The organism is Bradyrhizobium sp. 18BD (genome assembly GCF_054185225.1).
In genome coordinates this window covers 178,297-192,635 of record NZ_JAVAYL010000008.1, presented here as the reverse complement: position 1 = coordinate 192,635, position 14,339 = coordinate 178,297, and the positions used below count along the sequence as shown (strand labels likewise).

Below are 14,339 nucleotides of genomic sequence, written 5' to 3'. Positions count from 1 at the left end.
AGTACACGTCATCTTCGATGATATGATCATCCATGTGTCTGCCGGCATGGCCTCTTGGATATTCAAGCCGTATGTGCGTCCCTGCGAGCAAGCGAGAGTTTTCAATTTTGAGCGGGAAGCCGAGCGCTTGTTGAACTGGCCATGGCTCTCTTTTCGGGCGACCATCAATAATCCCGCGATGCTCTCCGATTTGGTTTTGCATAAGACGAAAGTGCTTGCAGCAGCGTATAAGTCTGCTTTTGGCGATCGGAATTTGACGTCACTTTGTGTGTACTCTGGCCCCCAGCGGACCGGAGGATCCGGGAAAATGCTGTTCCTAAATCTAATGACATTTGATCATGTCGAGAAGATAGGTTGGCTCGGAACAGGTGATATTCCTTTGAAGGGGCACGTAGAGGCTGCGGACTTACTTGAACACTATAAGCAGCAGGCACAGGTCGTCTCGACATTCGGTTTGCCACATCATGGCTCCGTAAAGAACTATTCGTCTTCGGTTGTGGCGGCACTTCGCCCCGCAGGCCTGTGTTGTCTCGGCAAAGCCACCGAAAAACTGGAAGCACCCGCATCCTTTGGTCATGGCAGATGTCGTCAATCACGGAGCGATTGGAGTCCACGTGGATGATACCGATCCCAGCGCGTTTAGTGAGGCGTTCTTAGTCGTCCTGTGACATTTTGAGTTCAGTGGGCGCGCCTCTGTTTCGCCCCCGTCAACCCCTCTCCATAAAAATATTCCACTTTACCGAAATTCGGATTTATCGTATGTATCCCCCATCCCGGCTCATCCTTGAGGGGCGATCGTGTGGTCGTCACGATACGCGAGCCGGGCTTGCGGTGGACGCGGCAGCGTCGGCACGACAGGATTGGGCAGGGCGGATTGCTCTCCGTGAGCCCAAAACGTTGTGCGGACGAACGGCGCTGTCAGGTTCGTTTCGCCAGTAAGTTTCCGGCTTCGTCGACAGGGCCGGGAAAACTGCGGCGAGGAGCGGGCCGTGCGTACGGCAAAACCGTGTGGTCCTGGCCGTCGTTGCTACGGTCAAGCCCTGGTGGATGCGGCATCAGCGTCAACCGGCGCGATGCCGGTGACTTTCGCTAGGGTGAGGGAGGCCAGAAGGAACTCGGCTCCCGAGAGAGCACGGCATAAGCCGTCCGACCATCGCGCAGGGAAGGCCGCGTGTTAGGCTTCACCTGTATCTGCTGTGCGGTCTCCTTGCGCTACTCTTCGCGCAGCGGACCGCAGGTGCCAGCCGGCACCCGGTCTTCCCTGCGCCCTCTTGGCTTGAGGGCGGAACGATCAAGCAAAGCTCGGGCGATTTGTGCCGCGAGAACGCGAAGCTGCGTTCTCGGTCATGACGCCTCGTGCGCAGCGCTGATGCTGCGCAGTCCGGTCGGCCCGCACCGCGACTGGCGCGGTCCGGACCGATCGGCGTCGTGTCGCTAGCTGCAGCTCAGCGGTAGCGGTGAGTAGGGATGCAGCTCGTACCAGTCAGAGCAATCCGGGTAGCCGTAGAATCCGTATCCGGACCGGAAGTGGTCACCGCGGTGAAACGCGTGCTGGCGCATGCCACCGACATGGCCGCCGAAGCCGAGGTGCTCGCCGCCGAAATGGGCGCCGCCGAAGTGAGCGCCGCCGAATCCACCCTCATGGCCCATGCCGCCGAAATGCGCGCCGTCGCCAAAGCCGCCCATATGTCCCCCGCCACCGCCAAAGCCGCCGTGGCCGCCGCCGCCACCACCGCCGTGCGCATAGGCCGTGCCGACGGCGAGTGTCGAGGCGAGCGCTGCTATCGCCAGAATCATGATTGCTCGTTTCATGGAAGACTCCTCTCGTGTTGAGCCGCGCGGCCATCGCTGAATTTCGCTTCGCGTCGTGCTGTTCGCGAGGTTGGCGATGGACGCGCATGCGATGAAGGAGAGGTAGGTGCGGTGCGCGGCAATCCAACTGAATTCGGCGTCAGATATGAAACGCACTACTCGGCCGCGTGATCGCACGGCGTGGCCGCGACACACGCAAAGGAGCGGGCTGAATCTTCAGCTCGCTCCCTGTGACGTGAGATTGCTGCGGCCTGCGGATCAGTCCGGCTGGCCGCGATGGTGCGATCAGTAGCCGGTGCCCGGCTCGCACGGCACGTTGTTGCCGGTCCACGGCGCGGTGGCGAAGGCGCCGACGCGCGGTGCAGGAACGCAGGCGCGTTCGCCCGGATAGGCGGAATAGGCCGGATAGACCGCCGCGTTCGCGTCCATCGTATCCGCGTTCGCCGCCGGCTGCCGCGCCATGCCATGATGCTCGCGCGCCATCACGGGGCCGCCGAGCATGGCCGCTGCAATCAATCCCATCGACAACAATTTTGACGTGGTCATTCGCTTTCTCCTTCGTTTGACGTCAGGCCGATCAAGCGGCTGCACCATCGAGATGTGAGCGAAGGGCTGCGATTTAAACGCACGAATTGCTCACCGCATTTCAACCGCCTGTGAGCCGATGCGGCGTCTCGAGCACGATCGTGCGAATCCATAACATCCGTGGCCCCCCGGACGACGGTCCGTGCGTTGAGAACATATGTTCGATGCAGCGCAGTTCGAAAGCGGAGCCCGCAAGATGATCATTACATTTGTAACACGCATCGTCGGCGCACTCGTGCCGTTGGCGGCTCGCGCCGTCGGCAACATGAACCGCAATTTAATGGCGCCGCGCGCGCCGCAAGCTTACCTCGTCAGGCAGCGGGCGGCCGGCATCACGCGGCATCAGCGCCGCGCGTCCGACGTGCGCGGACACTGAACATGACACCGCGCGCCGCCGAACCCGTGCCGTCCCACCGTGCGCCGAAGCGCTGCGCGGACCATGGGACGAAGCTGATGAACCGGATTCTCCTGATCGAGGACGACACTGAAACCGCAGAAGTGATCCTCGCCGAACTCGGCGATCGCGGTTTCGATGTGCAATGGGCCGGTGACGGCATCGACGGCCTCGGCCGCGCGCGTGCGTCGAGCCCGGATGCGATGATCGTCGATCGCATGCTGCCGGGCATGGACGGGCTCACCGTGATCGAGACGCTGCGCAAGGATCAGGTCCGGACGCCCGTCCTGGTCCTGAGCGCGCTCGGCGCGGTCGATGACCGCGTGCGCGGCCTGCGCATGGGCGGGGACGATTATCTGACAAAACCGTTCGCGCTGGTCGAGCTGGTGGCGCGGATCGAGGCGTTGCTGCGTCGTCCGACCGATTGCCGCGTCACCACCTTGCAGGTCGGGCCGCTCGTGATCGACCTGATCGAGCGGACCGCGCGGCGCGGCGATCGCGAGCTCGATCTGCTGCCGCGCGAATTCCGCCTGCTCGAATACATGATGCGCCGGAACGATCAGCTCCTGACGCGCGCGATGCTGCTCGAGGAGGTCTGGAACTACAAATTCGTCCCGGCGACCACGAACCTGATCGACGTGCATATGGGCCGGCTGCGCCACAAGGTCGACGGCCCCGGAGAGACGCCGCTGATCCACAATGTGCGCGGCTCCGGCTTCGTGCTGCGCTCGCGGCAATAGGGGCGCGGCATGCACCGGACTCAGTTGATCCGCTCCAGCACGTTTCTGTGGGCCCTCGCCGTGGCCGCGGCCTTCGCGCTGTTCGTGGTCGCGCTGTTCGCGTTCATCTACTGGAAGCTCGATGCCTATCTGGTCGCGCGGTCCGACCGCATGATTGCCACGCAGGTCCACTACATCGCAGATCTGCCGCCGGCGCGCCGCATCAGCGCGATCACCGATCATCTCGATCAGGATTCCAGGGGCGTGCAATACGCCGGACTGTTCGATGCCGCCGGCAATCGCCTTGCGGGCAATATCGGCCGCGTGCCGCCCGAGCTTGGGCTCGGCGGCGCGGTGCAGGGCGTGCGGCTCGATCTGTTCGAGAAGTCGGCAGCCTACAGTCCGGTCGTCAGGGCGTCCGGCCGGCGTCTCGCCGGCGGCGATATCCTGGTGATGGGACGGAACGTCGACGAGACGCACGAGATCTCGAGCGTGGTCGGCGAGGCGCTGGCGCTCGGCCTGCTGCCGGCCTTCAGCCTGTGCCTGTTGGCCGGCGCCTGGCTCAGCATCCGTGCCCACAAGCGCGTCGAGGAAGTGAACCAGCGGGTCCAGCGCATCGTCGCCGGCGAACTGCGCGAACGGCTGCCGGAGGGCAGCACCGACGATTCCTTCGCGCGGCTGGCGCGGATCGTCAACCGCATGCTCGACGAGATGGAGACGATGATCAACGCGCTGGCCGGCGTCGGCAACGACATCGCGCACGATCTCAGGACGCCGCTCACCCGCGTCCGCCTGGCGCTGGAGCGCGGGCGCACGCATGCGGTGACGCTGGAACAGCTCCAGGAGATCACCGACAAGGCCATCGCCGGCGTCGACCAGGCACTGGCGATCGTTACCGCCCTGCTGCGCCTCACCGAGATCGAGAACAACCGCCGCATGGCCGGCTTCGGCGAGGTCGCGCTCGACGAGATCCTGCGCGAGGTGTGCGACGTCTACGAGCCCATCGCCGAAGACAAGCGCATCCATCTCGGCGTCGTCATCGATCGCGACGTGCAGGTGTGGGGCGACCGCGACCTGCTGTTCGAGGCGGTCGCCAATCTCGTCGACAATGCAATCAAGTTCACGCCACCGGGCGGACGGGTCGAGCTCGCGCTCGACGCGGAGGATGACGCGGCCCTTGTGCGTGTGAGCGACACCGGGCCCGGCATCAGCGAGCAGGAGCGCGAGGCGGTGCTGCGGCGGTTCTACCGCTCAGACAAGATGCGCCATACGCCCGGCGTCGGGCTCGGCCTGAGCCTGGTCGCCGCGATCGTCAAGCTGCACGGCTTCCGGCTGATCATCGGCCCCGGTCCCGGCGGGCGCATCGAGATCCTCGCCTGGGTCGCAAGGGCGCGCAAATCCGCGGCCTGCCGTCCCCGCACATTGCAGCACGCAGATGCGGACCAGATGGGATGACCCGAACGTTGCGCGCTTTTTTTCAAATTCGTCAGCCGGCTTGGACTATGGGAGCGACACATGCAGACTAGCCACGAACTTGCGAGCTACCGTCCCGTTGCTGCGCCGGAGGCGCAGGTCGCGGCGCCGTTTCTCAGCGCCTATGCCGCGACCATCCGGCGCTACGAATTGCTCGAACCGGGTGAGGAGCAACAGCTTGCGCGTCGCTGGCAGGAGACGCGGGACCGGAGCGCGGCGGACGCGCTCGTCACCAGCCACCTTCGGCTCGCCGCCAAGCTGGCGCGCGGCTACCAGGGCTACGGCCTTCCGCTGGTCGATCTGATCGCCGAAGCCAATCTCGGCCTCGTGATCGCGGCGTCGCGCTTCGAGCCCGGCCGTGGCGCGCGCTTCTCCAGCTATGCGATGTGGTGGATCAAGGCGGCCATTCATGAATACATCCTGCGGTCCTGGTCGCTGGTGAAGATCGGCACGACGGCGGCGCAGAAAAAACTGTTCTTCAAGCTCCGCAGCGAGATCAGGAAGGCCACCGGCAGCGTGATGGCCGGGCTCACGCCTGATGTCGCCGAGCTGATCGCCGGCAAGCTCGAGGTGACGGCGCGCGAGGTGATGGAGATGGACGCGCGGCTCAACGGCGACATGTCGCTGAACGCGCGCGTCGGGGACGAGGAGAGCGGAACCGAGCTGGAAGCCTTGCTGGTCGATGGCGCGCTCGACGCCGAGACGGTGCTGGCCGATCACGAGCAGACCGAGGAGCGTTCCAAGGCGTTGCGCACCGCGCTGGGCGGGCTCGCGAGGCGGGAGCGTCGTGTGTTCGAGGCGCGGCGGCTGTCCGAATGTCCCGTGACGCTCGATCAGCTCGCCCGCGAATTGTCGATCTCCAGCGAGCGGGTCCGGCAGATCGAGATGCGCGCCTTTGCCAAGGTCAAGCGCGCCGTCATCCTCGCCGCGCAGGATGCCGCGCGCAACGCACGGAGCATCTGAATTCGTTTTCATTTGATCGACGGTCCGGTCGTCCTCACCTGACCGACGATCCACTTGCTCCAGGCAGACCACCATGGGAATTGTTCGCTTCGCGCTCCGGCTTCCGCACACATTTTATGTGCTTGCGGCGCTGATCCTATTTCTCGGCGGCATCGCGATCCGCTCGATGCCCACCGACATCTTCCCGGAGATCCGGATTCCCGTCGTCACGGTGATCTGGAGCTACACCGGCCTGTCGACGCCGGAGATGGAGCAGCGGGTCAGCACCTACAGCCAGTATTCGATCAGCGCCAATGTCAGCGGCATCAAGAATATCGAGGCGCAGACGCTCAACGGCCTGTCGGTTCAGAAGATCTACTTTCAGCCGGACGTGAACGTCGATCTCGCGATCTCGCAGATCGTCTCGGCAACCAACGCCATCCGCGCCCTGATGCCGCCGGGCATCCAGCCGCCGATCATCGTGCAGTTCAACGCCTCGAGCGTTCCGGTGCTGCAGCTCAGCCTCGAATCCAACAGCCTGAACGAGGAGCAGCTCTACGATTTCGGCATCTACCGGGTCCGCCAGCAACTGGCGCCTGTTCCCGGCGTGACGCTGCCAACGCCCGCCGGCGGCAAGTATCGCCAGATCATGGTCGACATCGATCCGAATAAGCTGCTGTCGCGCGGGCTGACGCCGCTCGACATCGTCAACGCGGTGAACACCCAGAACCTGACGCTGCCGACCGGCACGACCAAGATCGGCGACACTCAGTACGTCGTTCGCTCCAACGCGACGCCGGCCACGATCGAGGATCTCAACATGATCCCGGTCAAGTTCGTGAACGGAGCCACGATCTTCCTGAAGGACGTCGCCCAGGTCCGCGACGGCGCCCAGGTCCAGCAGAACATCGTGCGTGAGGACGGCCACCGCGCCGTCCTGCTCAGCGTCATCAAGAACGGAAATGCCTCGACGCTCACCGTCGTCAACGGCGTGAAGAAGGCGCTGGCGTCGATCCGCGCGTCGGCGCCGGCGGGGATGCAGATCAACGAGCTGTTCGACCAGTCGATCTTCGTCACCCATTCGGTCGATGGCGTGCTGCGCGAAGGCGCGATCGCGGCCGGCCTCACGGCGCTGATGATCCTGGTGTTCCTGGGGTCATGGCGATCGACGCTGGTGGTCCTGATCTCGATCCCGCTGGCGATGCTGTCCTCGCTGGTCGCCCTGTATTTTCTCGGCGAGACCCTCAACACGATGACGCTCGGCGGGCTTGCGCTGGCGGTCGGCATTCTCGTCGACGACTCGACGGTGACGATCGAGAACACGCACCGGCTCTGGACCGAGGAGGGCATGCCGCTCTCGGAAGCGACCCTGCACGGCGCTGCCGAGATCGCGGTGCCGACGCTGGTCTCGACGCTCGCGATCAGTTGCGTGTTCACCTCGGTCGTGTTTCTGGAGGGCCCGGCCAAATATTTGTTCACGCCGCTCGGCCTTGCGGTGGTGTTCGCGATGCTGGCGTCTTACGGGTTGTCACGGACGCTGACGCCGATCACCATCGGCCTGCTGCTGAAGGGCGAACGCCGTCACGGCGAGGGTGCGCCGCCGTCGGGAATCTTCGCGCGCGCCTCCGCCGCGTTCGAGCGCGGCTTCGAGCGCCTGCGCGATGGCTATTCCGGCCTCCTGCTGACGCTGCTGCGGCATCGGGTCATCGTCCCAATCGTCGCCGTCGCAGTACTGGCGCTCGGCGCCACCATGTTCGTCTATGTCGGCCGGGACTTCTATCCCCTGATCGATGGCGGCCAGATCCAGCTCCATGTTCGTGCGCCCGCGGGCACGCGCATCGAGCGTACGGAAGCGATCTTCCAGGCGGTCGAGGACAAGATCCGCGAGGTCATTCCGGAGCATGACCGGGCGCTGATCGTCGACAATATCGGCCTGCCGGCGCGTCCCTACAATCTCGCATTCACGGACGGTTCGACCATCGGGGTGAACGATGGCACCATTCTGGTGTCGCTGAAGGACGGGCACAAGCCGACCGCGGATTACATCAGGAAGCTGCGGCAGGTGCTGCCGACGGCGTTCCCCGAGGACACGTTCTATTTCCAGGCGGCCGACATCGTCACGCAGATCCTGAACTTCGGTCTTCCCGCGCAGATCGATGTCCGCACCGTCGGTTACGGCACCAACAACCTGGCGGTGGCCAAGGAGCTGCAGAAGAGTCTTGCGGCCATTCCCGGCGTCGTCGATGCGCATCTGCAGCAGGAGGTCGATGCCCCCGCATTCTACGCTGACATCGACCGCACCCGCGCCGCGCAGCTCGGCCTCAATGCGAGCACGGTAGCGACCAACATCAATGTCAGCCTCAGCTCGTCCGCGCAGGTCTCGCCGAACTTCTGGACGGATCCGACGTCGGGCATCCCCTATTACCTGGCGGTGCAGACGCCCGAATACAGGGCCAATTCGCTGAACGCCCTGGGCAACACGCCGGTGTCGGCCTCGATGGCCGCAAGCGGGCAAACGGTGCCCGGCCTCCTCAGCAACGTCGCGACGTTCAAGCGCGGCACCGTTCCCACCAACTCGAACCAGGCCAACGTCCAGCCGGTGTACGACGTCTATGCGAGCGTGCAGGGTCGCGATCTCGGCAGCGTCGCGGCTGACATCGCGAAGGTGACGTCCACGCTGCAAAAGCAGTTGCAGCCGGGCAATTCGATCCAGGTTCTCGGCCAGATCCAGAGCATGCATCAGTCGTTCCGGGATCTCGGGATCGGACTGCTGTTCGCGGCCATCCTCGTCTACCTGCTGATGGTCGTGAACTACCAGAATTTCGGCGATCCCTTCGTCGTCATCCTGGCGTTACCGGCGACATTCTGCGGCATCGTGACGATGCTGTTCATCACCGGGACGACGTTGAACGTGCCTTCGCTGATGGGCGCCATCATGGCGGTCGGCGTTGCCTCGGCCAATTCGATCCTGCTCGTGACCTTCGCGCGCGACGAGCAGTTGAAGGGACACTCGGCGTTCCAGGCGGCGCTGAGCGCGGGCCGAACTAGGATCCGGCCCGTGCTGATGACCGCGGCGGCGATGATCGTGGGCATGATCCCGATGGCGATCGGCGGGCCGGGCGAGGAACAGAACGCAGCGCTCGCGCGGGCGGTCATCGGCGGACTGCTGTTCGCGACCCCGACCACCTTGCTGATCGTGCCTTACCTCTTTGCGATGCTGCGCAAGGGCAGTGACGGCAAGCCTCGCCATGGCGTATTCGAGGAGCAACCGGAATGAGCGATGTTCGCATGAGGACCGATGACGACGGGGCGAATGAGCGCCTCGGGGCGGAAAGCGCGCGGGTCGTGGAGCTGCCGGGCAAGGGCACGCGATCCGGGCGCCGTTACGGTGGTGCGCTCCTCGGGGGCGGCGTACTCCTTTTGCTTGCGGGCGCTCTCGGCATCGGCGGCTGGCGGCACTATGAGGCCGCGCGTGACGTGGCTGCAATAGCAGAGCAGATTCGGACCAACGTTCCAGAGGTTCGGGTGGCGACGGTCCGGCCCAGCGGCGACCTCATGAAGGTCAGCTTGCCGGCGACGACGACGGCATTCGAGGCGGCCAACATCTTCGCGCGGACCAGCGGCTATATCGAGAAGCGCTACGTCGATATCGGCGACCGGGTCAAGAAGGGCGACCTGCTCGCGGAAATCACCGCGCCCGAGCTGGACCAGCAGATCGCGCAGGCGCAGGCGACGCTTGCGCAGAACCAGGCCGCGCTTGTGCAGGCGCAGGCGAGCCGGGAGCTCGCCGACGTCACCAATTCGCGCGACAGCAATCTCGTCAAGCAGGGCTGGCTGACGGCGCAACAGGGCGACAATGACCGTCTCACTCTGCGCGCGCAGCAGGGTGCAGTGGGCGTCGCGCAATCGAACATCACGGCGCAGCAGGCGCAGATCCGCGTTCTCGAGCAGGAGAAGGCCTACCAGCGTGTGGTGGCGCCGTTCGACGGCGTCGTCACGCAGCGCAACGTCGACAATGGCAGCCTGGTGCAGGCCGGCTCGACCTTCATGTTCACGCTGATGCATGCCAACGTGATCCGGACCCAGGTCTTTGTGCCGCAGGACGAGGCTTTCGGCGTCGGTCCGGGCGTCGATGCGGACATCCGCGTGCCCGAGATTCCCGGGCGGACGTTTCCAGGCAAGGTGACGCGGATCGCGACAGCGCTGCAGCCGGGGAGCCGGACGCTGCTGACCGAGATAGACGTCCCCAATCCCGACGGCCTGCTCAGCCCGGGGATCTATTGCACGGTCGAACTGTCGATCCCGCGCAAGACGCCATCGATGACGATCCCGTCCGACGCGCTTGTCTTCGACCAGAACGGTCTCCACGTCGTGGTGGTGCGGAACGGCACCGTTCATTTCCAGCCGGTCTCGATCTCCAGGGATTTCGGCACCACGGTGGAAGTGCGCGATGGCGTGCAGCCCGGCGATCAGGTCGTGCTCAATCCCGCGGTCAATCTGACGGAGAGCAGCAAGGTCACCGTTCGCAAAACCGAAGTGAGCTAGGGACGGGAAAGATGATGCGCATCGTGTTCGCAATGGCGATGGCTCTGTTGCTCGGCGGCGCGCCTCTCGAGGCACAGGTCGCAACGACCGGCAGCACGGCCATGGATCTGCCGACGGTGCCGGGCGCGATCGTGATCTCGCCGCTCAACAGTCCGGGGCCGTTTTCCGCGAGCACCGTGTCGGGCGCTCCCGATACGACGCTCGCGCCTGTCCCACTCGCGTCCGATCCGACGACGCCGGGCACGGTGGTCGTGTGCGCGCCGCCGTCGTCATCGCCCACGCCGGTGCCGGCGACTCCGACCGTATCGCCCACGGGCGTTTCGACATCGAGCATTGCGGCACCGCTCCTGCCGGTGACGGGACAGAACGGCAGCTCCATCGGGACAATCTCGGCAATTGCGCCTGCAGGTACAGCTACATCCGTCGCATGCAGCTCGACGCCGGGAGGTGAGGTGACGAGTGCAGCGACTCTGCCGCTTTCGATTCCACAGGTGCAGGCAACTCCCGCGCCCGGCACGATCGAGGCGGACGCCAGCGGCGCCGGCGGCACAGGCATCGATCCCAATGCCGCCGTTGTGCCCAGCCCGAACAGCTCGGCTTGCATGGAAGGCGTCTCGATGAATCTGGCCGCGCCTGCGACGGTGACGCCGGCCAACGCCTCAGGCGCCGCGCCAACGCCCGGCGTGTCGCCGATCCTGCCGCCGGGATGCTGAGGCGAAGCAGCAAGGCCGCCGCATCATCAGTGGCAGGTGCAGGACGCGGGCCGCTCGCCGTCGCATCCCGACAGCGAGATGCCCGGTATTTCAGCCAGGGCGCGGGCAAAGGCGAGTGCGGGAAGATCGATCTCCTGATCGAACATCGCACTGACCGGGCCGACGAGCTCAAGCGCGGTCTGCGCACGGTTCGATCCCGCCATGATCCTGGCCCACGCCGCCGCAACCTTCAGCTCGTAGAAGCGGCATTGCTGCTCTCTGGCGACGGACAGTCCCTCGGCGAACAGCAATTCGGATCGCGACGGATCGGATGGGTCATTGGCCAGCAGAGCTTCACCCTTGATGCGCAACAGGTCCGCAAGGCACCACAATTGCCGGCCTTGCCGCGACATCGACAAGGCCTCTTCAACCGCAGCCAAAGCCTGCGCAGGCACGCCGCTCGCGAGCAGGCCTTCGGCGAGCGATCCGAGAAATTCGGGATTGCGCATCAGCCATCCGTTCTCGGTCCGCGCTTTCAGGCCGCTGCGCAGCAGCGCTATGCCGTCGCGGTGCTCGCCTTGCAGAACCAGCAATTGCCCTTTCAGGCAGCACGTCCAGCTGGTCCAGAAGGCTATTCCCTCGCGTGTCACGAGCTCGACCAGACAGGATATCGCCTGATCGGCGGCGGCGAGATCATGCGTCATCAGCGCGATCGGGCAGACCGCATTCCGCAATGCGTAGGCGATCGCAAGCTTGTCCTTCTCGCGCTGGGCCTCCTGGAGGCACTCGGCGGCCAGAGATCTGCTCTGGGCGACCTTGCCCTGCAGCAGCAGGACGCGCGCGAGCATGGCCTTGGCCAGAACGCTCTGGTTCAGCAGGAACCACATCTGGTTCGCGCCGCCGTCCAATCCGTGAGCCGCATGGTCCAGCGACAGGGTCAGTTCGCGCTGTGCATCCTCCTGCGCGCCGAAGAAATGGGTGGCGGCGCCGATCAGCCGACGGCCCACCGTTTCGTTTGCGGCGCTTCCGGTGCGCAGTGCGATCGCGAGATAGCGTTCGCCGACCTCCCTGGCTGCGGCGTATTGGCCCGAATTGAGATTGTAGCTCCACAACGTCCAGACCGCCTTGAGCTGAAGCTCGAGGTCGGACAGGTCCTCGGCGAGGGCGAGACCGATGCTCAGCGCCGCCTTCATGCGATCGGCCGATCCCGTGGTGTTCAGAAGTGCGAACCCGAGGGCGACATAGAGCTGCGCCTTGAGTTTTGGAACGCAGGTGAACTCGGGACTGAAATGCGCGAGCGCGCGCTCGATCCGCGTCGAGCATTCCACGAAGGACAGCAATTGCATCCAGACCGGAACGAAGCCGGCCGTCAGCTCGATGCCAAGCGCGGTATCGCCATCGGGCGAGAACGCCCAATCGAGCGCGGCATGCACGTTTCCGATCTCCTGGGCGAAGCGAGAGATGTCGTCGGGAGCGGGAGAGCTATCGCCGAGCGGCGCGATGATGTCCTTGAGAAAGCCTGCATGCCGTCTCGCAGCCTGCGCGACGAGGCCTGCCTCCGCCAGCTTCTCCAGGGCATAGGCACGGGTGCTCTCCAACAGGCGCCATCGCCCCTCGAAGGAGGGATCGAGTGACACCAGCGATTTCCCAACCAGATTGAACAGGGTCTCGATGACGTCCGACCGCGACAAGGTGTCGTCCATCATCGCGATGGCCGCATCGAGCGTGAAGCCGGCCGGAAACACCGCAAGCCGGCACAGCAGGTCCTGCTCTGCCGGGGCCAAGAGATCGTAGCTCCAGTCCAGGGTCGCTCGCAGGGTCTGGTGTCGCGGCAACTGGTCTCGCCTGCCGCCGCTCAGGAGCTCGAAGCGTTTGTCGAGGCGCAGCAGAACGGTGTCCACGCCGAGATTGGCGGCGCGGGCCGCGGCAAATTCCAATGCGAGCGGAATGCCGTCGAGGCGACGGCAGATGCCGGCTATCTTCTGAAGCTCCGCGGCGCCTGCGACGAAGTTCGTTCGCAACGCCCGCGTTCGCGTGACGAACAGCTCCACGGCGCTTTCCCGCAGCAGCAGATCGGGATCGTGCATGTCGGGACCAGGGACCGACAGCGTCGGAATGGCCGCAACATATTCGCCGTCGATGCGGAGGCCTTCGCGGCTGGTCGCAAGCACGGTGACGTTCGGACAATAGCGAAGCACGGCACTCGCGATCTGCGCGGCGGCTTCGATCACATGCTCGCAATTGTCCAGGACGAGCAGCAGGCGGCGTGCCCCGATGGCCTGCGCTATGCTTGCGGCCGACACGTCCTTGTCATTCGAGGCGAGTCCCAGGGCCCGGGCGCATGCCGATGCTGCCAGTGCCGCATCCTGCAGGGTCGCGAGCTCGACCAGCGCCACGGAATCGTTGAACGAGGACGCGGCGCTACGTGCGAGCTCGATCGCCAGCTTGGTCTTTCCGATGCCGCCGGGGCCGACGAGGGTCACGGCCCGATATGCGGACAGCAATTCGGCCAACTGGCTGAGGCAATCCTCCCGACCGATCAGAGGCGCGCGGAAGCTCGGCAAGTTGCTGGAAAAGGCGGCATCAGCCGGCACCGTAACAGGCGCGGCCGCAGGGTGATCCAACAGCCCGCGGCGCCAAGCTCCGGCGAGCGTATAGCCGCGCCCCGAAACCGTCTTGAGGAGATTGCGATCCTCGCCCAGTGCCTTCCGGACCGCCGATATATGCACCTGAAGCGTGTTGTCTTCGACGGTCAGGCCCGACCAGATGCTCCCGATCAAATCGTCCTTGGTGACCAGGAGACCCGCAGAGCCCACCAGCTTCTCGAGAATCTCGAATGCGCGGCTTCCGATCGGCACCGTGGTGTTGTCGTATCGCAGCTCTCTACGTTGGCAATCGATCAGCCAACGTCCGAAGGAATAAGTGCGATCGATCGGCGGCGACATAGGGGTCCGTGCATCAACATGAGTGCCGTGATCCCGGGAGATCACGAGCCCGCCCCTGAGATCACCAACCCTCAAAAGAGTTGAAAGCGTGAATGCGCTCCGGTGTCGTAGAGGGGCGTTCGTGTGTCAAGAGGCCCGCCGCTAGCCGGCGGCCGGCTCGTCGCAAATGCTGGCATTCGCTGCGTTGATGTTCGATACACGAATTCGTGACGGCGGTCGCGGATGTGTCACA

11 protein-coding genes are annotated in these 14,339 nt (G+C 64.8%); 8 read left to right on the top strand and 3 right to left on the bottom strand.

All coding sequences use genetic code 11. The features are described from left to right. Window positions 1–22: 22 nt before the first annotated feature. The gene (locus RAD16_RS16840; RefSeq protein WP_458159011.1) at window positions 23–622 is read left to right on the top strand and encodes a hypothetical protein; all 600 of its coding nucleotides are present in this window, start codon (window positions 23–25) and stop codon (window positions 620–622) included. 812 nt (window positions 623–1,434) lie between these two features. On the opposite strand, the gene RAD16_RS16835 is transcribed toward RAD16_RS16840, so the two are convergent. Next, on the bottom strand, window positions 1,435–1,812 hold the full coding sequence (locus RAD16_RS16835; protein ID WP_458159010.1) for a hypothetical protein: 378 nt from the start codon (window positions 1,810–1,812) through the stop codon (window positions 1,435–1,437). A gap of 285 nt (window positions 1,813–2,097) precedes the next feature. Then, entirely contained in the window at window positions 2,098–2,358 is a 261-nt protein-coding gene (locus RAD16_RS16830) for a hypothetical protein (protein WP_458159009.1), read from the bottom strand. Window positions 2,359–2,554: 196 nt separating this feature from the next. On the opposite strand from RAD16_RS16830, the gene RAD16_RS16825 reads away from it, so the two are divergent. The 7 genes from RAD16_RS16825 to RAD16_RS16795 all read left to right on the top strand — a co-directional run bounded on the left by RAD16_RS16825 (window position 2,555) and on the right by RAD16_RS16795 (window position 11,183). Further along, a complete protein-coding gene (locus RAD16_RS16825) occupies window positions 2,555–2,773 on the top strand; it encodes a hypothetical protein (RefSeq protein ID WP_458159008.1) in 219 nt (72 codons plus the stop codon). A gap of 77 nt (window positions 2,774–2,850) precedes the next feature. After that, window positions 2,851–3,531, top strand: coding sequence for a response regulator transcription factor (locus tag RAD16_RS16820; RefSeq protein WP_458159007.1), 681 nt, complete (start codon window positions 2,851–2,853; stop codon window positions 3,529–3,531). Window positions 3,532–3,540: 9 nt separating this feature from the next. Beyond that, the gene (locus RAD16_RS16815) at window positions 3,541–4,965 is read left to right on the top strand and encodes an ATP-binding protein (protein WP_458159006.1); all 1,425 of its coding nucleotides are present in this window, start codon (window positions 3,541–3,543) and stop codon (window positions 4,963–4,965) included. A gap of 60 nt (window positions 4,966–5,025) precedes the next feature. After that, on the top strand, window positions 5,026–5,946 hold the full coding sequence (gene rpoH, locus RAD16_RS16810) for an RNA polymerase sigma factor RpoH (RefSeq protein ID WP_458159005.1): 921 nt from the start codon (window positions 5,026–5,028) through the stop codon (window positions 5,944–5,946). 73 nt (window positions 5,947–6,019) lie between these two features. Continuing rightward, on the top strand, window positions 6,020–9,202 hold the full coding sequence (locus RAD16_RS16805; protein ID WP_458159004.1) for an efflux RND transporter permease subunit: 3,183 nt from the start codon (window positions 6,020–6,022) through the stop codon (window positions 9,200–9,202). Further along, window positions 9,199–10,470 carry an efflux RND transporter periplasmic adaptor subunit gene (locus RAD16_RS16800; protein WP_458159003.1) on the top strand — a complete coding sequence of 424 codons (1,272 nt, stop codon included), beginning with the start codon at window positions 9,199–9,201 and terminating at the stop codon, window positions 10,468–10,470. The genes RAD16_RS16805 and RAD16_RS16800 overlap by 4 nt, the downstream gene beginning before the upstream one ends. An 11-nt stretch (window positions 10,471–10,481) precedes the next feature. Further along, window positions 10,482–11,183 (top strand): hypothetical protein, encoded by a 702-nt coding sequence (locus tag RAD16_RS16795; RefSeq protein WP_458159002.1) that lies wholly within the window; start codon window positions 10,482–10,484, stop codon window positions 11,181–11,183. Window positions 11,184–11,209: 26 nt separating this feature from the next. Here the strand turns inward: RAD16_RS16795 and RAD16_RS16790 are convergent, their stop codons facing one another. Next, window positions 11,210–14,107 carry a winged helix-turn-helix domain-containing protein gene (locus RAD16_RS16790; RefSeq protein ID WP_458159001.1) on the bottom strand — a complete coding sequence of 966 codons (2,898 nt, stop codon included), beginning with the start codon at window positions 14,105–14,107 and terminating at the stop codon, window positions 11,210–11,212. Window positions 14,108–14,339: the final 232 nt, after the last annotated feature.

What these genes read in the sequence shown, in the direction of transcription:
- RAD16_RS16840 (WP_458159011.1), top strand. Translation starts at nt 23, where the DNA reads ATGATCATCCATGTGTCTGCCGGCATGGCCTCTTGGATATTCAAGCCG.
- RAD16_RS16835 (WP_458159010.1), bottom strand. Translation starts at nt 1,812, where the DNA reads ATGAAACGAGCAATCATGATTCTGGCGATAGCAGCGCTCGCCTCGACA.
- RAD16_RS16830 (WP_458159009.1), bottom strand. Translation starts at nt 2,358, where the DNA reads ATGACCACGTCAAAATTGTTGTCGATGGGATTGATTGCAGCGGCCATG.
- RAD16_RS16825 (WP_458159008.1), top strand. Translation starts at nt 2,555, where the DNA reads ATGTTCGATGCAGCGCAGTTCGAAAGCGGAGCCCGCAAGATGATCATT.
- RAD16_RS16820 (WP_458159007.1), top strand. Translation starts at nt 2,851, where the DNA reads ATGAACCGGATTCTCCTGATCGAGGACGACACTGAAACCGCAGAAGTG.
- RAD16_RS16815 (WP_458159006.1), top strand. Translation starts at nt 3,541, where the DNA reads ATGCACCGGACTCAGTTGATCCGCTCCAGCACGTTTCTGTGGGCCCTC.
- rpoH (WP_458159005.1), top strand. Translation starts at nt 5,026, where the DNA reads ATGCAGACTAGCCACGAACTTGCGAGCTACCGTCCCGTTGCTGCGCCG.
- RAD16_RS16805 (WP_458159004.1), top strand. Translation starts at nt 6,020, where the DNA reads ATGGGAATTGTTCGCTTCGCGCTCCGGCTTCCGCACACATTTTATGTG.
- RAD16_RS16800 (WP_458159003.1), top strand. Translation starts at nt 9,199, where the DNA reads ATGAGCGATGTTCGCATGAGGACCGATGACGACGGGGCGAATGAGCGC.
- RAD16_RS16795 (WP_458159002.1), top strand. Translation starts at nt 10,482, where the DNA reads ATGATGCGCATCGTGTTCGCAATGGCGATGGCTCTGTTGCTCGGCGGC.
- RAD16_RS16790 (WP_458159001.1), bottom strand. Translation starts at nt 14,107, where the DNA reads ATGTCGCCGCCGATCGATCGCACTTATTCCTTCGGACGTTGGCTGATC.